General features: G+C 70.8%; 24 protein-coding genes. 18 read left to right on the top strand and 6 right to left on the bottom strand.

Annotated elements, in window-relative coordinates:
- Positions 1 to 35: 35 nt before the first annotated feature.
- On the bottom strand, positions 36 to 476 hold the full coding sequence (locus QOM21_RS08015) for a DUF6278 family protein (protein ID WP_407549051.1): 441 nt from the start codon (positions 474 to 476) through the stop codon (positions 36 to 38).
- Positions 477 to 690: 214 nt separating this feature from the next.
- Here QOM21_RS08015 and QOM21_RS08020 point away from each other — a divergent pair, with 214 nt between their 5' ends.
- Positions 691 to 2,508, top strand: a complete 1,818-nt coding sequence (locus tag QOM21_RS08020) for an SGNH/GDSL hydrolase family protein (protein ID WP_407549052.1) — start codon at positions 691 to 693, stop codon at positions 2,506 to 2,508.
- Positions 2,509 to 2,582: 74 nt separating this feature from the next.
- Here QOM21_RS08020 and QOM21_RS08025 read toward each other — a convergent pair whose 3' ends face one another.
- The 3 genes from QOM21_RS08025 to QOM21_RS08035 form a co-directional block, all read right to left on the bottom strand.
- Positions 2,583 to 2,999, bottom strand: coding sequence for a VOC family protein (locus tag QOM21_RS08025; protein WP_407549053.1), 417 nt, complete (start codon positions 2,997 to 2,999; stop codon positions 2,583 to 2,585).
- A 443-nt stretch (positions 3,000 to 3,442) separates the two neighbouring features.
- On the bottom strand, positions 3,443 to 4,222 hold the full coding sequence (locus QOM21_RS08030) for an exodeoxyribonuclease III (protein WP_407549054.1): 780 nt from the start codon (positions 4,220 to 4,222) through the stop codon (positions 3,443 to 3,445).
- A gap of 29 nt (positions 4,223 to 4,251) precedes the next feature.
- Positions 4,252 to 4,890, bottom strand: a complete 639-nt coding sequence (locus QOM21_RS08035; protein ID WP_407549055.1) for an MBL fold metallo-hydrolase — start codon at positions 4,888 to 4,890, stop codon at positions 4,252 to 4,254.
- A gap of 174 nt (positions 4,891 to 5,064) precedes the next feature.
- Here QOM21_RS08035 and QOM21_RS08040 point away from each other — a divergent pair, with 174 nt between their 5' ends.
- Positions 5,065 to 5,442, top strand: coding sequence for an antibiotic biosynthesis monooxygenase family protein (locus QOM21_RS08040; RefSeq protein WP_407549056.1), 378 nt, complete (start codon positions 5,065 to 5,067; stop codon positions 5,440 to 5,442).
- 14 nt (positions 5,443 to 5,456) lie between these two features.
- Here the strand turns inward: QOM21_RS08040 and pcaC are convergent, their stop codons facing one another.
- Positions 5,457 to 6,740, bottom strand: coding sequence for a 4-carboxymuconolactone decarboxylase (gene pcaC / locus QOM21_RS08045; RefSeq protein WP_407549057.1), 1,284 nt, complete (start codon positions 6,738 to 6,740; stop codon positions 5,457 to 5,459).
- Between the two features lie 163 nt (positions 6,741 to 6,903).
- Here pcaC and QOM21_RS08050 point away from each other — a divergent pair, with 163 nt between their 5' ends.
- The 9 genes from QOM21_RS08050 (at position 6,904) to QOM21_RS08090 (ending at position 13,404) form a co-directional block, all read left to right on the top strand.
- The gene (locus tag QOM21_RS08050) at positions 6,904 to 7,626 is read left to right on the top strand and encodes a DUF317 domain-containing protein (protein WP_407549058.1); all 723 of its coding nucleotides are present in this window, start codon (positions 6,904 to 6,906) and stop codon (positions 7,624 to 7,626) included.
- A 28-nt stretch (positions 7,627 to 7,654) separates the two neighbouring features.
- Positions 7,655 to 8,002: a hypothetical protein gene (locus tag QOM21_RS08055; RefSeq protein ID WP_407549059.1), complete on the top strand. Its 348-nt coding sequence runs from the start codon at positions 7,655 to 7,657 to the stop codon at positions 8,000 to 8,002.
- On the top strand, positions 8,002 to 8,808 hold the full coding sequence (locus QOM21_RS08060; RefSeq protein ID WP_407549060.1) for a DUF317 domain-containing protein: 807 nt from the start codon (positions 8,002 to 8,004) through the stop codon (positions 8,806 to 8,808). The genes QOM21_RS08055 and QOM21_RS08060 overlap by 1 nt, the downstream gene beginning before the upstream one ends.
- A gap of 69 nt (positions 8,809 to 8,877) precedes the next feature.
- Positions 8,878 to 9,459: a hypothetical protein gene (locus QOM21_RS08065; protein ID WP_407549061.1), complete on the top strand. Its 582-nt coding sequence runs from the start codon at positions 8,878 to 8,880 to the stop codon at positions 9,457 to 9,459.
- 163 nt (positions 9,460 to 9,622) lie between these two features.
- Positions 9,623 to 11,419, top strand: coding sequence for a type IV secretory system conjugative DNA transfer family protein (locus tag QOM21_RS08070; protein ID WP_407549062.1), 1,797 nt, complete (start codon positions 9,623 to 9,625; stop codon positions 11,417 to 11,419).
- 55 nt (positions 11,420 to 11,474) lie between these two features.
- Complete coding sequence (locus tag QOM21_RS08075; protein ID WP_407549063.1) at positions 11,475 to 12,083, top strand: hypothetical protein; 609 nt, start codon at positions 11,475 to 11,477, stop codon at positions 12,081 to 12,083.
- Between the two features lie 53 nt (positions 12,084 to 12,136).
- A complete protein-coding gene (locus tag QOM21_RS08080; protein ID WP_407549064.1) occupies positions 12,137 to 12,457 on the top strand; it encodes a hypothetical protein in 321 nt (106 codons plus the stop codon).
- Positions 12,454 to 12,750: a hypothetical protein gene (locus QOM21_RS08085; RefSeq protein ID WP_407549065.1), complete on the top strand. Its 297-nt coding sequence runs from the start codon at positions 12,454 to 12,456 to the stop codon at positions 12,748 to 12,750. The genes QOM21_RS08080 and QOM21_RS08085 overlap by 4 nt, the downstream gene beginning before the upstream one ends.
- A 72-nt stretch (positions 12,751 to 12,822) precedes the next feature.
- Positions 12,823 to 13,404, top strand: coding sequence for a DUF317 domain-containing protein (locus QOM21_RS08090; RefSeq protein ID WP_407549066.1), 582 nt, complete (start codon positions 12,823 to 12,825; stop codon positions 13,402 to 13,404).
- 146 nt (positions 13,405 to 13,550) lie between these two features.
- On the opposite strand, the gene QOM21_RS08095 is transcribed toward QOM21_RS08090, so the two are convergent.
- Positions 13,551 to 14,009 carry a hypothetical protein gene (locus tag QOM21_RS08095; protein ID WP_407549067.1) on the bottom strand — a complete coding sequence of 153 codons (459 nt, stop codon included), beginning with the start codon at positions 14,007 to 14,009 and terminating at the stop codon, positions 13,551 to 13,553.
- Positions 14,010 to 14,958: 949 nt separating this feature from the next.
- Between QOM21_RS08095 and QOM21_RS08100 the strand changes: the two genes are divergently transcribed.
- The 7 genes from QOM21_RS08100 to QOM21_RS08130 all read left to right on the top strand — a co-directional run bounded on the left by QOM21_RS08100 (position 14,959) and on the right by QOM21_RS08130 (position 20,378).
- Entirely contained in the window at positions 14,959 to 15,219 is a 261-nt protein-coding gene (locus QOM21_RS08100) for a hypothetical protein (RefSeq protein ID WP_407549068.1), read from the top strand.
- Positions 15,220 to 15,392: 173 nt separating this feature from the next.
- The gene (locus QOM21_RS08105) at positions 15,393 to 15,794 is read left to right on the top strand and encodes a hypothetical protein (RefSeq protein WP_407549069.1); all 402 of its coding nucleotides are present in this window, start codon (positions 15,393 to 15,395) and stop codon (positions 15,792 to 15,794) included.
- Positions 15,795 to 15,830: 36 nt separating this feature from the next.
- Positions 15,831 to 16,628 carry a tryptophan synthase subunit alpha gene (trpA, locus tag QOM21_RS08110; protein ID WP_407555607.1) on the top strand — a complete coding sequence of 266 codons (798 nt, stop codon included), beginning with the start codon at positions 15,831 to 15,833 and terminating at the stop codon, positions 16,626 to 16,628.
- Positions 16,621 to 17,088, top strand: coding sequence for a hypothetical protein (locus QOM21_RS08115; protein WP_407549070.1), 468 nt, complete (start codon positions 16,621 to 16,623; stop codon positions 17,086 to 17,088). The genes trpA and QOM21_RS08115 overlap by 8 nt, the downstream gene beginning before the upstream one ends.
- Before the next feature lie 67 nt (positions 17,089 to 17,155).
- Positions 17,156 to 18,046 carry a hypothetical protein gene (locus QOM21_RS08120; RefSeq protein WP_407555608.1) on the top strand — a complete coding sequence of 297 codons (891 nt, stop codon included), beginning with the start codon at positions 17,156 to 17,158 and terminating at the stop codon, positions 18,044 to 18,046.
- On the top strand, positions 18,043 to 19,272 hold the full coding sequence (locus QOM21_RS08125) for a DNA cytosine methyltransferase (protein WP_407549071.1): 1,230 nt from the start codon (positions 18,043 to 18,045) through the stop codon (positions 19,270 to 19,272). Before QOM21_RS08120 ends, QOM21_RS08125 begins: the two co-directional genes overlap by 4 nt.
- Positions 19,272 to 20,378 carry a DnaB-like helicase N-terminal domain-containing protein gene (locus tag QOM21_RS08130; RefSeq protein ID WP_407549072.1) on the top strand — a complete coding sequence of 369 codons (1,107 nt, stop codon included), beginning with the start codon at positions 19,272 to 19,274 and terminating at the stop codon, positions 20,376 to 20,378. The genes QOM21_RS08125 and QOM21_RS08130 overlap by 1 nt, the downstream gene beginning before the upstream one ends.
- Positions 20,379 to 20,472: the final 94 nt, after the last annotated feature.

A 20,472-nucleotide genomic window follows, 5' to 3' on the forward strand; every position in this document is an offset into this window, starting at 1 on the left:
ACGCCCGCCGCACCGCCGCCGCCCCCCGGCGCGGCTCAGCTCTCCGCGACCTCGGCATAGACCTGGGACAGCTCGGGCGCCCCGACATCGGCCCACGCGTGCCCCGTCGCCACCACATCGATCTCCCGCCCCGACGCCAGCCGGACCACCGGCTGCCCGTCCGACCGCACCTCCCAGACCGCGCCGTGCACCGTGCGCACGAGGACGGTGCCGAGGTAGAGGCCGGCGTCGTTGCCGAGCCAGGGCACCACCTCCGGATCGTCCCGCCAGACCGGCTGCAGCTGGTCGAGCGCTTCCAACGACCCCGCGGAGTCGTCCAGTTCCACCCCCGCGCTGTCGGCCTGGGCACGCAGCAGCTCGCACTCGGACAGCAGCTCGACCACGCTGCCCGGGTCGGCGCGCACCGAGTCGGCGAGGGGCACCGGATGCTCCACGTGCAGGCGCTTGCGCCACTTGTCCAGGAAAGACATGTTCATGGTCTGCAGGGTCCCACCGCCACAGGGGCCCCGGCCACAGGCGCGCGGCATGACAGTGACCTGACCGTCATCTTGACGCCCCCTCCCGGCCTCCCTACTTTCATGGCACTCGTATCGGATCAGCTGGATCCGCAGGAGTCCCCCTGCCCCTCGCGGAATGGCCGGATCGCACTACTGCATCTGCCTGTTGGCGCCACCCGGAGGGAACCCAGAGATGCGCGTACGACTATGGGGCACCGCCCTGACACTCCTGCTCACCGCGACCGCGCTGCCGGCCGGTACCGCCGTCGCCACGACGGCGGGGCGGGCACCACGGCCGCCCGCTCCTCTGCCGCTGGCGAGGCTCTTCGACAATACGGCGATCAGTGACAACTCCGGACCCGGCGAGGCCGACTTCGACGGGGCGGGGCACTCCCTGTCCGCACAGGACCTGGCCGCGGCCGGCTGGCCGCCCGGGAGCGCCCTGACGATCGACGGCGCACGGCTGGAGTGGCCGCGCGGGACGTCCGGGGCCGCGGACAACGTGATCGCGGACGGCCAGACGGTGTCGCTGCGCGGACGCGGTGACGCACTCACCTTCCTGGTCGCCGGCACCGGCGGGAACGGCGAGGGCGTCACCGGCAACGGGACCGTCCGCTACCGCGACGGATCACGCAGCGGCTTCGAACTCACCGCGCCCGACTGGCGGTCGGGCCTGCTGAGCACCAAGGTGGTCGCGCTGCCGCACATCAACGGCCCGGACGGACAGCTGGGCGGGCCGGCGCGGCTGTACGCGGTGAGCGTGCCGCTGCGGGCCGGCCAGGAGGTCGCCTCGGTGGTGCTGCCGCGGCGCGCCGAGGGGGCCGGCGCCCTCCATGTGTTCGCGGTGTCCGTGCGGGACACCGGGCAGGGCAGGACCGGCAGTTGGGCGGCGAGCACCGCCGGCTACCGGGCCGTCGGACCGTGGCAGGACCGTACGCTGCGGCTCGTGGTGCACGCCGGCGCCGGTGGGCCCAGGGCCCGGATACGGCTGGCGAACACCTTCGCGGCGGCCCCGGTGGACATAGGCGCGGCGAGCGTGGCGGTGCGGGGCTCGGGCGCCGCGGCGGATGCCGCGCCGGTGCCGCTGACCTTCCGCCGCGGGCACACCGGGACGCGGATACCGGCCGGGGCGGAGGCCTTCAGCGACCCGGTGGACTTCACCGTGCCGGCCGACACCGACCTGCTGGTGAGCATCCACCTTCCGGGGACGGTGGCGGCTGCTCCGGTGCACCAGGAAGCCACCCAGCAGTCCTATCTGAGCGCGCCGGGCAGCGGGAATCTGACCGGGGACCGGGACGGCGGCGCCTTCCCGGGGACCATGAGCATCTGGCCGTTCCTGACGGGCGTCGATGTCGGCTCGGGGCCCGGATCGATCGTGGCGCTGGGCGACTCGATCACCGACGGGGTCAAGTCGACGAGCGGCACCAACCGGCGGTGGCCCGATGTGCTCGCCCGGCGCTTCCAGGCGCAGGACCGGTATCCCCGCTACGGCGTGATCAACCACGGCATCTCCGCGAACCGCATCGTCACCGACCGCTATCAGGGCGACGGGGTCAGCACGGACACCGGAGGTGTGAGTGCCCAGCACCGGCTGGAGCGCGATGTGCTGGCGCAGCCGTCGGCGCGCACGGTCGTGGTGTTCGAGGGCATCAACGATGTGCGCTGGGGCACCTCGGCGGACGAGGTGATCGCGGGGCTGCGGGCGATCGCCCGCCGGGCGCACGAGCGCGGCCTGCAGGTCGTCGCGGCCACCATCGCCCCGTGCGAGGGCTACACCGACTGCTTGCCGGCGGTCGACGAGCGGCGGCAGGCCGTCAACGCCTTCCTGCGCGGTCACGACGGGGTCTTCGACGCCGTACTGGACTTCGACGCCGTACTCCGCGATCCGCAACGACCGCAGCGGATGCTGCCGGTCTACGACAGCGGCGACCATCTCCACCCCGGCGACGCGGGACTGAAGGCGCTGGGCGACTCGGTGGATCTCGCCGCGCTGGTGCCCGTACGGCGCTGAGGCGGGGCGGGCAGCCGGGGGCTCGTCCGGCGGATTTCGCGGGACGGGCCCCGGGCCTGTCGCCGACGTCCGGATCAGGTCTGCTGCTCGCTGATGTTGACCATCCACGTGATGCCGAACCTGTCCGTGCACATGCCGAACACGTCGCCCCACATCTGTCTTTCCAGCGGGACGGAGACGGTGCCGGCGTCGGACAGCTTGCTCCAGTAGCCACGCAGCTCGTCCGCGTCGTCGCCGCTCAGGCTCACCGCGAAGTTGTTCCCGGCATCGTGCTCGGTTCCGGGCGGGTTGTCGGCGCACATCAGGGTGAAGCCGCTCGCGGATTCGAGCTGGCCGTGCATGACCTTGTCGGCGAATCCGGGGGGCGCCTCGCTGCCGAAGTCGCCGTAGGTGTTGACGTTGAGCGTGCCGCCCAGGACCTCCTTGTAGAACTCCAGGGCTTGCTTGGCTTCCCCGGAAAAGGTGATGTACGGGTTGAGGCGAGAGGCCACAATCTTCTCCTTTCGTGACGAATGGTCAGCGCGGGCAGCCTACGCGCGGAAAGGGTGAAGTCGGATGAACCGAGGGTGGTGGTCGCTCGCCCGGCCGGATGCGGGCGTGAGCCGCGCCCTTCCTGTCGGGACCTGGGCCCCCCTGGCCGGGGCGTCTTGCGGGAGCCCTCACCGGCCAGGTCCGGCGGCGTCCCTGCCGACCGGGGGATTCCCGCTCGTCAGGCCCGGCCCGGGAACGCCGTGACGGCCTCGTCCGGGCAGGGGATCCGGCCTGGCCCTCATCCGGCCCGGCCCCTCATCCGGGCCGGGCGGGAGAAGCGGGGGGGGCCGATCCGGGCCGGGCGGGGTGGAGTGCGGCGGGCGAGCCCAGGCGGACCCGGGCCGGTGCGGTGCGGCGCAGGCCGGACCCAGCCCAGCCCAGGCAAGCCGCGCGGTGGCAGGCCCTAGACGTCCAGGTCCACGACGACCGGCGCATGGTCCGACGCGCCCTTGCCCTTGCGCTCCTCGCGGTCGACATGGGCGTCCGAGACGGCCTTGGCGAACGGGGCGTTGCCGTAGACCAGGTCGATCCGCATACCGCGGTTCTTGGGGAACGCTAGCTGCCGGTAGTCCCAGTAGGTGTACGGCCGGTCGTACTTCAGGGGGCGCGGCACGATGTCGGACAGGCCCGCCTCACGCAGCCCGGCCAGCGCCGCACGCTCGGCCGGCGTGACATGGGTCGCGCCCTCGAAGGCGGTGGTGTCCCAGACGTCCTCGTCGGTCGGTGCGACGTTGTAGTCGCCGAGGATCGCGAAGGGGCGGTCCCCCGCCGCGTCCTCGGCGACCGCCGCCTTCAGCGCCTCGAACCAGCTGAGCTTGTAGGCGTAGTGCGCATGATCGACTTCCCGGCCGTTGGGGACGTACACCGACCAGACGCGGGCCGGGCCGCAGGTCGCGGAGATGGCACGGGGCTCCTGAACGCCCTCGTACCCGGGGCCGCCGGTGAGGCCCATGACGACGTCCTCCAGGCCCACCTTCGACAACAGGGCCACGCCGTTCCACCGGCCGTCGGCGTTGACCGCCGACTCGTATCCGAGGTCGCGCAGGGCCTCGCTCGGAAACTGCTCGGCCGAGCACTTGGTCTCCTGGATGCACAGCACGTCCGTGCCGGTGCGCTCCAGCCAGGCCAGCAGCCTCGGGAGGCGGGCGGTGATCGAATTGACGTTCCAGGTCGCGATGCGCATATCCGTAACCTACAGCGAGGCACTGACAGTCAGACCGGACCGGTGCGGGCGCCAGGGGTGAGGCGGCCGTGGTCGGTGCCGCCCAGCTTGTCGATCATGGAATCGTAGATCGGCCTGGCGTGGTCCTGGAGCAGGCTGTCGTGGATGTCGATGGCCCGCCGGGGCGCGACCTCGCGCAGATAGTCGATGATCTCGGCGACCTTGTTCCAGGGGGCGTGCACCGGCAGCAGCAGCGTGTCGACGCTGCGGCCGTGCGGCACGGTCAGCGCGTCTCCGGGGTGGAAGACCGAGCCGTCCAGCAGGAAGCCGACGTTGGTGACGCGCGGGATCTCGGGGTGGATGACGGCGTGCAGCTGCCCGTGCACCTCCACGTCGAAGCCGGCGGCCGAGAAGGCGTCGCCCTCCCCCACCGTGTGCACCCGGCCTGGGAAGGCGGCGGACAGCTGGTCGGCGACGCTCGCCAGGGTCCAGATCTCGGCCGCGGGGTTGGCTTCCATGCCCGCCCGCAGCCGGCCCTCGTGGAAGTGGTCCGGATGCTCATGGGTGACCATGATCGCGTCCGCGCCGACGGCCGCGTCCTCCTCGCTGAACACACCGGGGTCGATGACCAGCGTCCGCCCGTCCTTCTCCAGCCGGACACAGGCATGAGTCTTCTTCGTGAGTTCCATACCTGCCATCTTGCCGCGCACGGCTGCCGGACCGCCTGCCGACAGCTCGGCCCGTCCTCGACTCCCCGTGCGGACCCGGACCGCCCGGGGAGGGGACGTCGCCGGCCCTTCGCGGCAGGTCACCCAACTACCCCCAGCCGGTGCGCAGTTGCCCGTCGCCTATAGGCTCGTGGCATGGTCACAGACAGCCGTCCGGCGACCCCGGAGAACTCGTCCGTCACATTCATCAACGTCTTCGAAGTAGCCGCGGAACACGTCGACGCGTTCGTCGCCCGGTGGGAGCGGCGGGCCGCGCTCATGAGCACCAAGCCCGGCTTCCTCGACACCCGGCTGCACCGCGCGCGTGCGTCGGACAGCCGGTTCCAGCTCGTCAACGTCGCCCACTGGGAGAGCCAGGAGGCGTGGGAGGCCGCCACCGCGGACCCCGATTTCCGCGAGCGCACCCGCGCGGCGCGGGAGGACGAGCGGCTGCCGGTCACGGCGAGCCCGAGCCTGTACGACGTCGCCGTCGAGTTCGTCGCCGAAGCAGGCGGTCCGGGCCGGCGGACCTAGGCCGCCTCCGCGGCCTAGCCCTCCGGCGTGGTCTCTTCCCGAATCACCTGCTGGGCGACCCGGAAGGCGGAATTCGCGGCCGGCACGCCGCAGTAGACGGCGGTGTGCAGCAGCACTTCCTTGATCTCCGACGGGGTGAGGCCGTTGCGCAGCGCGGCGCGGGTGTGCAGCGCCACCTCGTCCTGATGGCCGCGGGCGACCAGCGCGGTGAGCGTGATGACGCTGCGGGTGCGTCGGTCGAGGCCCGGTCTGCTCCAGGTCTCACCCCAGGCGTAGCGGGTGAGGAGGTCCTGGAAGTCGCCGGTGAAGTCGTCGGTCGCGGCTTCGACCCGGTCGACGTGCGCGTCGCCGAGCACCTCGCGGCGGACCTTGATGCCCTGCTCGTACGTACCGCCGCGGACCTGGGCCGGCTGGGCGAGGCCGGACTCTATCGCCGCGGGCGGCGCCATCGGCGGCGGCGGGGGCGCTATCTGCGGCTTGGGGGCGGCGGCACCTATCGCGGCCTGACCTGCGGCGCTCGGCTTGTCGTGCCAGGCGGTGGTGAAGTGCCGGATGAGCAGGTCGGTGACGGCCGCGGGCTGCTCGACGGGCGCGAGGTGGGAGGTGCCGGGCACCAGCGCGAGGCTCGCGTCGGGTATGCCTGCGACCAGCGTGCGGGCGTCGGTGGTCGGCGTGACCTGGTCCTCGGAGCCCGCGACGACGAGCGTGGGCACCCCGACCCGGCTGAGGGAGGAGCGCACGTCGTAGGCGGCAAGGGCCTCGCAGGAGGCGATGTAGCAGCCGGGGTCGGTGGTGCGCACCATCTGGACGGCCCACTCGACGATGGCGGGCTGGGCGCCCGCGAAGCCGGCCGTGAACCAGTGCTCGGGGGCGGTGCGGGCGATCGGGTCGAGCCCGTTCGTCCGGATGACCACTCCGCGCTGGCGCCAGGCGTCGGCCGTGCCGTAGCGGGCGGAGGAGGACACCAGCGCGAGGGAGGTGACCCGGTGCGGGCGGGTGAGGGCCAGCTGGGTGCCGATCGCGCCGCCGATGGAACAGCCGGCATAGCCGAAGCGGTCCACTCCCAGGGCGTCGAGGGTGGCGACCAGGCGGTCGGCCAGCTCGGCGATGGAGGAGGCCGGGTGGGCGGGCGAGCCGCCGTGACCGGGCAGGTCGAAACGGATGACGCGCCAGTGGCGGGTCAGTTCGGGGATCTGCCGGTCCCACATGTGCCATGTGGTACCAAGCGAGGCACCCAGGACGAGTACGGGGGCGTCGTCGGGACCATCAATCCGGTGCTGCAGGGTCTTCTCGCTCACCGGGCCACGCTATCGAACTCGCTGACGCGGTCCTGACACCCGGGTCAGGAAGAGTCGTCGGAGTGTGCCCGCCAACCACGCCCGAAGCGGAGTTTGCGCAGGTCAGGACCTCGCCGTCTAGACGACGCAGACAACCCGATGACCCGGCTCGTCGTAGCTCACCATGAGCCGCTGGTACGGACGCGGGTGCCTTGCACGTGATCACGACGGGGATGGCTTCTGGCCCGTCAAAGCGGCCTTGCAGGGTGTGTCGATATCTCACTCACCCCCTTCACGCTCTCAGATCTCACCATTCATCCAGCCCGGCGGGTGGATGATCCGGGGCGAGGCCGCGAAAGGGCAGCCGGCCTGGCACGTGACCCTGGGCCGTCAGACCCCGGTGGAAATCGTCGCCGGATTCACCGACGCCGTCGCCCAACCCCGCTCCGCCCACGCGCCCAACCCCTGGGCTCCCCTCCAGCAGCAAGGCTGGCAAACCAAGCAAAGCAAGCACCCCACCGCAACCAGTCCGGACAGCAGCAGCTGGATGCAGTTCCACCAGACCGCCCCCGGCGAGGCGTACTGGTGGGCCGGAGCCCGCACCGAACACGGCACAACGTGGCAGGCCCACTTCGCCCCCACCACACCCATGCATCTCGTCCAGGCGTTCACCACCGCCCTGGCTGATCCGCAGCCGGTAATGCGCCCTCTCGGAAACGTTCCGCCCTCCCGCCGAATCCGCACCACCTCCGTCTCCGTCCTGCCCTCCCAGCTCAGCGCCTGGCAGCAGACCCGCATCACCGCCGCCCGCGCCGCCACCTGGGCCCGCAACACCGCCCGAAGCGCCCGGCCCGGCGCCACGGCCCGCCCTCACGCCCACGCGGGCGGCACCCACACCCGCCGCTGACCCCGACGCCCACCACCCGAGGAGCCCTGTGCCCGCTCTCACCCCGGACACCATCCGCACCGCGACCGAGACCCTCTCCCACCTCACCGACTACCTGCGCGACGACCCCGCGCCGGGCGAGGCACTCGCCCTCGTCGAGCCGCTGCTCGACGAGTACACGGGCCTCCCCGTCCAGATCGCCGACGCCCTACGCGCACTCGCCCGCGCCGTACAGGACCACCCCGACACCCCGCGCAGCGCCGAAGTCGACGTCCTGATCATGAAGTTGCGCACCGCCGCGTGGGAGCAGGCCGACCAGCACACCCTCCACTACGTCCTCGATGACCTCCGCGCCCTGTACGACAGCGCCTCTGGCACCGAATCGGGGTGCGACTGATGCCGGTGAGCGAACGGCAGCTCGCCGCCTTCGCCGACAAGCACGCCTGGCGGATCCCCTTCGACACCAGCCCCCGTCATCTCGCCGGCCCCGGTGACGCCCGCCACGTCACCCACGGACTCGCCACCGCCGGATGGACTCGTACATCCGACCCTCTCAGTCCCGAAATCGTCCTGCGCAGCCCAGGCCGCCGGCTCACCCTCCAGCTCGACCCGCAGTCCGCCACCTCCGCATGGTGGCGGCTGCGGGCCAAGCCCACCGACACCGAGCCGGGCTGGTACGCCGAATTCGGCGAACTCGTACCCGCAGAGGTTCTCGGCCACCTCACCGACGCGCTCATCGCCCCGCCACCCACCCAGCGACCAGGCCCCTTTCAGGTCCTGGAGTCGGCGGGATGGCTGCTCGGGGCAGCGACCGCGGCCCACTCCGCCGACGGTATGTGCCATGCAGAGCGGCGTGCCCGGGGTGGCTGGCACATCGAGACGGGCGAGCCGGGACACGGCTCACCGATGGGCCCCTGCATCTGGCACGCCTGGTTCGACGATCAGGCTCCCGACCACCTCGTGGGTGCCTTCATCACCGCACTCGCCGACCCCGCCCCGCTCCAGCGCGGCATGTTCGACCGCACCGCCCACCACAGCGTCGTTCAGCAACCGAGCCCGCTCGCTCCCGAGCAAGTCGTCGACGCACACACCTCCCGGCTCGACGCCCTCCGCGCGCAGGCCCGTGCCGCCCGCCGGCGGCCTACGGCTACCACCAAAGCTCCAGCCCCGCCGACGAGCACGACGGCGCCCCTGCGGCGCTGACCAACCGATCACCACCAGCCGAAGCCGACCACCGCATGGGCTGGTGAACTCCGCTCCGAAGGATGCTCTTTGCCCTCATCCCCCCAAGAGATCCACCGACATCGGCTGGGACAACTGGCCCTCTTCGTGCGTGAACGAGACCAGATCCTCGCCGACTGGGATGCCTACAGGGATCAGCACACCCACCTCGATGGCCTGCCCCACGACGTGGGCCACTACGTGCGGCGCGCCGGCCGCCGCGATGCCGACATCTGGCGGGCATTCAACCGGGTCCGGCCCGGTGCCAAGGACCTCGTCGCCACCGCCGAGACGCAACTGCAGCGCCTTCCGGCTCAAGCCATCCAGTCCCGGTGGGCCTGGCAGCTCGGTGTCCTGGGCACCGCTCTCGACCAACTCGCCGTCCTCCAGAAGGAATGGCTGGCCATCCGCGACATCCTGCACCCGTCCGCCCGCCCGGGAACCACGCAATACGAGGAAGAACGGTTCTACCGGAACGCCGAAGCCGGACATTACCTCGACGAGTGGGCAACCCATGGCTACGCGCTCCACGACATCAACTCCGCAGCGCTCCACTGTTCCTCGCCTCTGGCTCCGCCGCCGACCATGACCGCCGTGCCTGCGCCCGGCCGAACCGCCCCGGTGCGCAGGTGACCCTGCCCCGGCGCCCGAGACTCGAGGTCGGTTTCGCCGTGGAGCGCCGCGGCACAGCCCCCGCGAACCGGTTCACGCAATCAGTGTCCGCCCCGTGCCGACGAGCGCCCCGGCGCACCCGCTGACGCCAACCGCGCACACCGACACCCCTGGAATCCACCCTTTGCCCAACCCCACTTCCCCGTCACCGAGTCCGAACGACGGCTACGACATAGCCTTCAAGGTCCTCCTCGGCGTTCTCGCCATTGCCCTCCCCCTGTCTCATCTCGCCTGGCTCTGCGGCAACATCACCGCCTGCTTCGCCGGAGGCACCTGGGCGCCGTACCAGCCGACCGCCGCCCTGCTCCACCCCGAGCGGTTGTGGCCCGAGGCGGGGGAAACGTCCCTGCTGATCGGCACCCGCATCGTTCCCGTTCTCCTCCTGCTGGCCCTCGGGGCAGCGGCTGGTCTCCTGTGGGCCCGGTACAAGAACCGCAGCGGTGGCCGGATGAAGATCACCGACATGGCCAAGGCCCGGGACATCGAGCCACTGATGGCCAAGGCGATCACCGACAAGGCCCGTTCCCTGCGCCCGAGCCTGAAGGACGCCAAGCGCATCGACGCGAAGGACACCGGCATCCTGCTCGGCAACCTCCAAGGGTCTCGCCATGAGGTACGCATGGGGTTCGAGGACGTTGCTGTCGCGATCATGGCCCCCCGGTCCGGCAAGACCACATCGCTCGCCATCCCCTCCGTTCTCGCCGCGCCCGGCCCGGTCCTGCTGACCTCGAACAAGGCCGCTGGAGACGCCTTCACCACCGCCTACGACGCCCGGGCCGAGGTGGGGCAGGTGTGGACCATGGACCCGCAGCAGATCGCCCACGCTGCCCGCGAGATGTGGTGGAACCCCCTCGCCAGCGCGAAGACCTTGGACGGCGCGAACAGGCTGGCCGGGCACTTCCTGGCCGCGAGCGTCGACGCGAGCCAGCAGGGCGATTTCTGGTCCAAGGCCGGCAGCAACATCCTGAGCCAACTGCTCCTGGCCGCAGCCCTCGACGAGCGGCCGATCACCGACATCATGGCCTGGCTCGCCTTTCCGGCCGACCGCACCCCGCTCGACATCCTCCGCGACCATGACTTCGCCGCCGTCGCCGCCCAGCTCAAGGGGACCGTGGAGGGACCGCCGGAGACGAGGGACGGGATCTACGAGACCGCCCGCCAGTACGCCTCCGCCCTGCTCAACGCCGAGATCGCTGCATGGGTGACACCGCAGAAGGATGTCCCCGAGTTCCGGCCGGCGCAGTTCGTCACCTCCACCGACACGCTCTTCCTGCTCAGCAAGGACGGCGGCGGCGGAGCGAGCGCGCTCATCGCAGCGTGCGCGGATTCGGTGATGCGGGCCGCAACCGCACAGGCCGAGCGCGCGGGGGGACGTCTCGATCCGCCGATGCTGGCGATCTTGGACGAGGCCGCCAACGTGTGCAAAATCAGCGACCTGCCGGACCTGTACTCCCACCTCGGCAGCCGCGGCGTCATCCCGATCACGATCCTCCAGAGCTACCGCCAGGGCCAGAAAGTCTGGGGAGACGCGGGCATGGACGCCATGTGGTCGGCCTCCACCGTGAAGGTGATCGGGTCCGGCATCGACGACCCGGACTTCGCCGACAAACTGTCCCGCTTGATCGGCGACCACGACGTGCAGACCACGTCCACCTCGCACTCCGAGTCCGGCAAGTCCACTTCCGTCAGTATGCGGCAGGAGCGGATCCTGCCCGCCGACGCGATCCGCGCCCTCCCCAAGGGCACCGCCTTGTGCTTCGCCACCGGCATGCGCGCCGCGATGCTCGATCTAAGGCCCTGGTATCTGGAGCCCGGCGCCGACGAGCTGTCCGCTGCCTCGGCCCGCGCGTCGAAGGCCATCACCACCCGTGCCGTCGCCAAGTACGCTCCCCAGCCAGACGACTACGGCACCGCCGCATAGCCCTCTGCCCGCTCCCCCGCGTCATCCCGGCGCCTTCGCCCTTCCCCTTTCCCTCTTGGAGTTCGGATTGCAGTTCCTCGACCTGTCAGAGCAGACCCGCCTCCTCGGCCAGGTGGCGCCCACTTTGGAGTCGCTGCGAGCAGACGTGGAACAGGTCCATGCCGGAGAGATCTCCAAGCCTGTCCGCGAGCTGGCCCCGATCGCCGTCCGGGCCCAGGAGCTGGCAATGCGGTGCACGCAGCAGCTCGCGGATCTGTCCACCAGCCAGTACGCGTTCACGAAGGACGGACACGAGAACCTCGCCGAACTCGCCGAAGCCTCAGCCCAGGTGTCGCTCGCCGCCGCCATGTGCACCCTTGCCATCCATACCCGCACCGAAGTGCTGCTGTACGAGGACGCCGATGAGACCCCGAAGGCGAGCCGACGCGTCCTGAACGACGCCGCCGAGAGGATGGATGCCTCCGCCAAGGCGTACCGCGCGCTGGCACAGCGGCTCTCCCGTCGCCTGGCCTCCGCCGCCGCGCAACGTGAGGACAAGCAGCTCATCGACCGCGCCCTCGTCAGCCCCGGCATCACGACCACTTCAGCCGCAGCGGCCCCTACAGCGGTGCACGCACCGTGCCCGAGCCCCGCAACGCGCGCAGCTGCACCAAGGGCACGCTGACCGCGCCCGGTTCGACGCCTCCCCCCTTACCTCGCAGCCTCACCCGGAGAAGTATGTCCTTCGTGGATCTGCCCGATGTGTTCATCGGGTCGACGGACGACGCGCACACCTTCGTCGTTTTCAACCGCCCCCGTCGCGGCGCCGACCACATCCTGACCGTCGCGGGCTTCACTGCGCGCGAGCACAACGGCCGCACCATCTACCTGGTCCCTCCGGGGATGCCCCAGGACGCCAACGAACGAGCCGTTTGGGCCCTGCACGGGTTTCTGGTCGGCGACAAGGAGTTCGTCGACCTGTCCTGGACGACCCACAGGATCCCCACGGTCCCCTGGCCGGATCCCATCTCCGCTTCCGCTTCGCCGACGGCACCGTGACCGCAACCGCCGAGACAGACACGGCCCGATGGATCCTGGAACAGCACGGCTTCACCCCTTCCCCGGACGGCTCCTACCATCCGACGAGCGGGCTGGGCGAACTCGGCCTCCTGGACGCCGTCGAATTTGCACACCTGCACGCCTGCATCGAAGGGCTCGGCTCACGCGTCGACCTCGGCATCCCCACGCCCGACGCGATCCCGATCGCACCGCGCCAGAAGCCTGCCCGTGCCCAGGCAGCGTCGCCGGGCCCATTGCCCTCTCCCGGCAACGCAGGCAGGAGGCACCGTTGAACGGATTAGAGCGCTTCGCGCCGGGCCCGCACCAACAGCCACGGCGGTTGCGGTGACGCGGGAGGTGCGCCGATGAAGCCGTACGCACACGACGACCGGGTCATGGTTTCGCCTCGGTACATGGCCGGCGCCGGCGACCGGATCGCCGACGTCATCGGCCCCCTCATCCGCCTCTTCGAGTGGAACCATCAGCGCGATGCCGCTACCGGGCACGTCGCAATCGACAGCCCCGACAGCAGCCTGTTCGTCGACTTCGCCCCGCTGCACCCGCTCGGTCGGTGGCTCACCGTGGCCCACCACGAACCGTACTGGGAGGTGACGTTCAGCAGGCAAGCGCCCCTGGAGGCGGTCGCTGCCGTCACCCAGGCGCTACCCCAGCTGCTCGGCGATCCCCGTCACGCCGACCGCATCCCGATCACGGACATGCCGCTGGACCAGATCGCCGAGCTGAACGGCTGGTCCACCGAGGACAGCGCCCTCACCTCCCCGACCTGTACTGCCGACTGCAGCAATCGCCCGCCGAGGAGATCACCTGGCAGGTCGAGCACCTCTACTACGAGGGGGCACCGCTGGCACCTTCACGCAAGGCACCCCGGAGTGTGGCTCTGTTCACAAGAACGGGCAGCACTTCGACACCGGTTCGGGAGGCGGTAAGCCGTCGCGGGCTGGCCGGAATGTTCACGAGTTTCGACAGCACCGAGGCTTGCTGGAGGGTCCCCGTGACCCTGACGCGGGGCCGGTAGAAGCCCACGGCCGGTCCGCCTCAACACCTATGGCGCTGCCGGGTGCGAACCAGCCTGCTACCCGCAGTTGTCCGGCCGGAGCGAGTGGACCTTCGCCCGCGTGAGCGTGGTGCGCCTGAGTACCTGAGCCCGGATGAGCCGGACCGTGGGCGGGATCGGCAGAGTGACGGGGGCGCGGCTCCACCGAAGCCACAGCGCCAGGTGGCCAAGCTCGACGGCCTGGACGAGCTTCTCGAGGGACCACTCCTTCGTACCCCGATCCACCTCGATGCTGATCAGCCGTCCCTTACCCGAACGGTGCCGCAGTTGCAGGTCGAGGCGCCCGGTCCGGTTCTGCCGAGTGGCGGTGGGCAGCTTTACCTCCCGCTGGACTTCGTATCCCTGGTCGGTCGCCCAGTCGGCCACCGAGTCGGTGAAGAAGGCGGTCACCTCGGAGGTAGACAGGTCACTGAACTGCTGTCGATTGAGCCAGGCCCGCAGGGAGCGGGCGGCGGCGTCGAGCCCGGCTTCTGTCATGAGCGACAGTCTGCCCTGCGGGCCTGACAGCTCGTCACACCCCCCTCGCCCCGGCCATCCTGCGGATGGGTACACGAGGTGCCTCCCGTTCTCGTGAACATCAACCACGGCCCGGACGGTGCGCCTCCCGAAGCGGTGAACATCTGCTGCCAGAACTCGTGAACAAAACCACCGGAGTGCCTCGTCCGCAACTTCTCCTCCCACCTGGCCACGCCCATGGCGGTGGAGCGAGTCTTCGCCGACATCCCCCTCAGCACGCGCCATGAGCAGACCGCCTTGATCACACCGGTCCGCGGCGCCGCAGTAAATCCACACGTCCATCACGCCCTCGCACAGCTCGACCGCCCCGGCCGCCGTCGCTGACTCCCCACCTTCCCGGAGCCGCCCCTGACCGAGAAGACCGCCTCCCTTGAGCCCGCCGAGCAACTCCTCACGTTGGCAGCCGACTTCACTCGCTTCACCGACGCCCACCTGCGGCACTCGCTCAACGGGCCAACCCCCACCACCCTGCTGAACGCCCAGACGCAATCTGCACAACACCTGGCCCGGTCCGCGCTCACCATCGTGGACGCCCTCAACGCCCAGCCGATGCACCACAGCCCCGCGATCCACGCGGTGTACGCACGCGTGCGCCAACTCGCCCATCTCGCGTCCGACGCAGCCGACCATCTCATCGATGCCGTCGACATCCTCGACAACACCCGCGCGGGACTGCCCGTTGAGCTGGGCGACGGCTTCCTGGCGGTCGTGACCGACCAGGAGGCCCGCCGGGGAGTCGGCCGGTGCTTCAGCCTCGTTGCGAGCCTCACCGCACTGGGCGCCTCAGATGCCCTGGCGACCGCTGAACTCTTCGTTGCCGAACGCCGGCACCGGGGCTTCGTACCCGAATACCGGCCGCCCGCCCTGTCCCGCACCCAGGACTCCGCGCTGCGCGCGATAGCGCGGCGACGTGGCGATCACCAGCGGCAAGCCCTATCTGCGCCGCGAGGACCTCCGCGTCAGCATCAGCACCATCCGCGCCCTGGAGAGCCGCGGCCTGGTGATGCGCGAAGAATGCCCGGACTGGTTCCGCGACGAGCGCGTCCACCTCACCGCAGCCGGGCGCCGCGACCTCGCCGCCTCCTTCGCCCGGCCCCGCTCCACCGCACCCACCGCAACGCGACCACCAGCCCGACCAGCCGCGACCGCGGCACGAGCCGCGGCCCGCTGACCTCAACTCCCGGAGTTCCACGACGCCTTCCGACACCCCGACAGCACACGATCTGGCCCGGGCCCTCGCCGACCAGATATGCCCCGGCGCCGCACCCCGCGACGTGACCGTGCACTTCAGCGTCCGCCGACAGGCCCCAGCCGAGTACCGCCATCGCGGCCGAGGCGGGGCCCGTGACGGTCTTCGCCCAGGCACTGCATGCCGACCTCTTCGGCCTCCCCGCGGAGGACGAGCCGCTGCCCACCGCACTGGACGCGCTCCTGCAGGCCACGCACACCGCGACCGCACCCGAGCAGCAGACCGCGATCCTGCGGCAGGTCGTCGACCAGCTGCGCAACGGTGCCGAGATCATCCAGCGCTACCAGTACCGGGCCCAGTGGGATCGGCTCCCTGCCGACGTCGCCGGGCATCTGCGTGACGCTCACGACCAGGCCCAGCAGGTCGCCCAGAGCCTCGACCTCGTCGCACCCGCCCTCAGCATCCCTCCCGCCGCGCCCGAGCCGCCCGGCCCGCAACCGCGACACAGCGCAGGCCCGCCCGCGCCCCCGACTCCACCGGCAGGGCGCCGCCGCTGACCTCCGGCGACAGCCCTCGCCGGGAAAGGCCCCACCCTGACCACTGCCGATCCCCTCCACACCCTCCTCACCCAACCCCGTTGTTCGCTTGGCGTGTTCGTCCCGGCCGGCCTCCATCCGGTGACCGCCGAGCGCCGTCACCTCGACCAGCTCGCGCAGGCAGGTGCCGAGCTATTCGAGGTCGGCCTGGCCACCGAGGACGCCTTCCTCGACGGGCCCGTCATCCAGGCCGCCTACCACCGTGCCCTGCGAAGCGGAAACGTCCTCGATGCCGCCGTCCGCGCCGTCGGGCATGCCGCCGGCCTCCGGCAGACCGTCGTCATGACCTACTGGGAGCCCGTCCTCCGCCACGGGCCCGAGCACCTGGCCCGCCTGTTCGCCGACGCCGGTGCCGCCGGCGTGATGGTCGTCGACCTGCCCGCCGACCAGACGGGCCGGTGGCACGACGCCGCGGCGGAAGCGGGTCTTCGCACTCCACGCCTCATCCCGCGCACGACCCCCACCCCCGACCTCCCGACTGCGGTCGCCGGCGCGTCCGGATGGCTCTACGCACCCGCCAGCACGGGCACCACCGGCTACCGGGGCCCGCTCGACATCCCGGCACTCGCCGACTTCACCCAACGCCTTCGCGCCGCGAGCCCGCTGCCAGTGGTGGCGGGAGTGGGGATCTCCACCCCGGCCCTCGCCACACGCGTCGCCCCGCTGGTGGACGCCGTCGTCATCGGTACCCCCGTCGTCCGCGCACTGACCACCGACCCGGGCCAAGCCCCGTCCCTGACCGCCGCGTTCGCCCAAGCCCTGCGCACCAGCCACCTCGCGGAGATCCGTGCCTGATCACCCCACCCCGGCGCAGACCCTCGACCGGATCACGGCCGACGCCCTTGCCCTGCGCTTGGCCCTGCGCAGCCACGATGGCGATCACTCGCAGGCGCTGGCTGCGCGGATCATCGACGCCCAGGCTCTTGCCGGCAGTTGTCTGGGGCTCATCCGCGACCTCGCCTCGCACACGCCGCGCACCACGTCCGCGGACCTGATGCTCCTCGACCGCGTCGCGCACATCGCCAAGGCCGCCCAGGACGCGGGCGCCGAACTGGCCGCAGCCCTTGCCCGAGCCGTGGAGAACCAACGCCGCCGAGCCGACGCCACATCCAAGCCGGTCGTCTTCATCGGCCCCTCACCGCAGCAGTTCATCGAGTCGGCCTCCGACCTCCTCGACCGCATCCCCGCCCTCTCCCACGCGATACACCGCGACCAGCTGCTGCCGCCAACCCCGCGCACACACCAGCCGCATTGAGGGCGTGCCCCGTTTCCCCATCCCAGGACATGCCATTTCAGACCAGCCCCGATTCCGCGCCCTTTCTCTGGGCGCGGGAGTCCAGTCCAGCACTCTCCTCGCCCTGTCAGCCGAGGGAATCCTCTCGAAGGTCGACTACGCGATATTCGCCGAAACCGGCTGGGAACCCGAAGCCGTTTACGCCCACCTGGACCGTCTGGAACAGGAGATCGCCAAGCCCGCCGGAATACCGGTCCTCCGCGTCGCTGCCGGAAACATCCGCAACGACGCCCTGAACCCGGACCACCGCTTCGCCTCCATGCCCCTCCACATCCTGAACAAGGACGGGCGCCCTGGAATGACCCGCAGGCAGTGCACCGGCGAATACAAGGTAAAGCCGATCAAGCAGAAGGTCCGCGAGCTGCTCGGACACCCGTACCCATCGCGCGTCCCCGAGGGGGTGTTCGTCGAGCAGTGGGTGGGAATCTCCACCGATGAGTTCCACCGGGCCAAGGACGCCGACGTGCAGTACATGCGCAATCGGCACCCTCTTTTGGACCTGGGGTGGAGCAGGTCCGACTGCCTTCGGTACCTGACCTCGCTCGGGCTGGCCGAAACACCGAAATCGAGCTGCCTGGGCTGCCCGTTCCACGGAAATGCGCAGTGGAGGCACATCAGGGACACATCCCCATCCGAGTGGGCGGACGTCATCGAATTCGACGCGGCCATCCGGCAAGGCAATGCCCGCGCCAACGCATCCGGTAACCACCTGCTCGGCGAGGCGTTCTTGCACCGCTCCCGCGTCCCGCTCAGCCAGGCGCCGATCGACCACGTCACCGCTGCCGAACGGGCAGCCATGCGCATCGGCGCGGGCGAGGCCGACGAGCTGGAGAACGGCGTCGCGGACGGCTGCTCGCCCTGGGCATGCCGCGGCGATACGGACGCGCCGACGCAGGACGACTTCGGACTGGCCACGTGATACTCGACCTCTTCGCGGGACCAGGCGGCTGGAGCAGGGCACTGAGCGTCCTCGGCATACGCGACGTCGGCCTGGAATGGGACGCGTGGGCCTGCAAAACCCGTGCTGCCGCTGGCCAGTTGACGATTCGCACCGACGCGGCGCTTTATCCGACATGGCCCTTCGTCGGCCGGACGCGCGGGCTGATCGCGTCCCCTCCGTGCCAGGCATGGTCGATGGCCGGCAAACGCCTCGGGCTGATCGACCAGCCCCTGGTCCACCAGGCGGTCTCAGACCTCGCCGCTGGTCGCGACACCCGCGAAGCGCTCCTCGGCGCCTGCCGGGATGTGCGTTCCTTGTTGGCCGCCGAGCCCATGCGCTACCTCCACGACCTCAATTCGGTCGGAGAACCGGAGTGGGTCGCCATGGAGGAAGTGCCGGACGTCCTCCCGCTGTGGAAGCAGTACGCGGTGATCCTGCGCCGCTGGGGGTTCTCCGTCTGGACCGGCATCCTTAACGCCGCGGACTACGGGGTGCCTCAGACAAGGAGGCGAGCAATCCTCCTCGCCTCCCGGATCCGCATGGCCCAACCACCCGCGCCGACGCACGCCCAAGTGGCCGAGCCCGAGTCACTGTTCGGGCCGGGCCGCGCCCGCTGGGTCAGCATGGCCCAGGCGCTGGGCTGGGGTGCCACCGACCGGCCCGTCCCCACCGTCTGCGCCGGCGGCGGGCCCGGCGGCGGACCCGAACCGTTTCCGTCCGGCTCCCGGAAAACTCTCGTCAACGCCCGCGACCGCGGTACGTGGACACCTCGGCCGGGCGGTGTCGCCCTGCTGGACGACCGTGAGAACCGAGCGGCCTCCGCCCCTCAGCTCACCGCCAATGCACACCGCTGGTCTTGGTCCCTGCGGAGCAACAACCAGGCCAACGCCACCGTCAGATCCATCCAGGAGCCAGCGGGGACTCTGTTCTTCGGGCACCGCTCGAATGAATGCACCTGGGTCGCCGAACCCGCCGCCACACCGCCGGAGAACGCGGAGCCACCGGCCGTCCCGGAGCCCATCCGGATCACCGCCCGCGAGGCCGGCCTCCTCCAGACCTTCCCCGCCAACTACCCCTGGGCCGGCAACAAAGGCCAGCAGTTCTCCCAGATCGGCAACGCCGTCCCCCCACTGCTCGCCGGCCACCTCCTCGCCCCACACCTCGGCGTTTCCCTCAACCCCAACGACTTCACCCTGGCCGCCTGATGCCCCGCACCCCCGACGACGACCTCGACACCGTCCCGCCACCGCAACCGGTGTTCCACGTCGAGCAGGCCCTCCTCGGCGCTCTCCTCCTCGAACCACATCGCCTCAGCGACGTCACCGGGATTGCCTCCGAGGCGTTCTCCACCGCCGAGCACGCCGCGCTGTTCGCCTCGATCCGCTCCCTGCCCGCCCCCGACCCACTCCAGCACACGAAGAACACAAAGTGGCTCGACAAGGTACTCGCAGCCGCCCGCGAACAGGCACGCGGGCTGTCCGCCCCCTACCTGCACCACCTGATTCAGGTCTGCCCGTGGCCCCGGCACGCCCCCGCGTACGCCCGAATGATCGAGGCAGAACACTCACGGCGCCGACTGTGCGCCGCCGCCCAGCGGCTCACGCAAACCGCGCGCGACACCTTGCTCCCCCAGCGCGTGACCACCACCCTCGCCGAAGCCGAGGCCCTCGCCACCGTGGTGGACGACATCGCCGCCCGTTTCCCACCGCACTCCGGCTCCCTGCCCCGCACCCCTGCTCCATCACCAGCCACACCCCACGACGAGGAAGCGGTCGACGAGGAACGGCTGCTGCTCGCGACCGCGACCGCGCATCCCAGCAGCGTCGAGCACATGCGGTGGCTGACCCCCGACGACTTCACTCACCCACTGCACGCCGGGCTGTGGCAGTGCCTGATCACCCTGACGCGGCGCGGCACCCCCGTCGACCCCGTGACGGTTCTCTGGGAGGCACAGCACCGTGGCCTCCTCGGCGCCGTGGCCGAGCCGCGAGAGCTGCTGGACCTCCTCGCCAGACCGGTCGGCTCCCCGGAGTCCTGGGGCGAGCGCATCCTCCAGCGCTCCCTCCTCCAGATCGCCCACCACATCGGCCGGCGCATCGAGGCGTTCACCGAGGATCCGGCCACCACGCCGTACCAGCTCGTCGTCGGCAGCCGCCGCGCGCTCTCCGACCTGTCCGCCGTGCGTACCCGGTGGCAGCACGCCACCTCACCCGCGCCCGAGAGCAGGCCCACGCCAAACAGGGCCCCGGCGGCGCCCCGAGCCGTTCCACCGCAGACCACGGCTCCGCCCGCGGCACGCATCTCCCGCTGACCCAAGCCTGCCGGTGTCCGGCCCTTGGGCCCGGACACCGGCAGAAAGAGCACTCCTTGGTCGACCAGCGCGGCTACATCTTCCACGGCACCGT

Origin of the sequence: Streptomyces sp. Pv4-95, assembly GCF_045782725.1 — a bacterium.
Classification (GTDB): Bacteria; Actinomycetota; Actinomycetes; order Streptomycetales; family Streptomycetaceae; genus Streptomyces.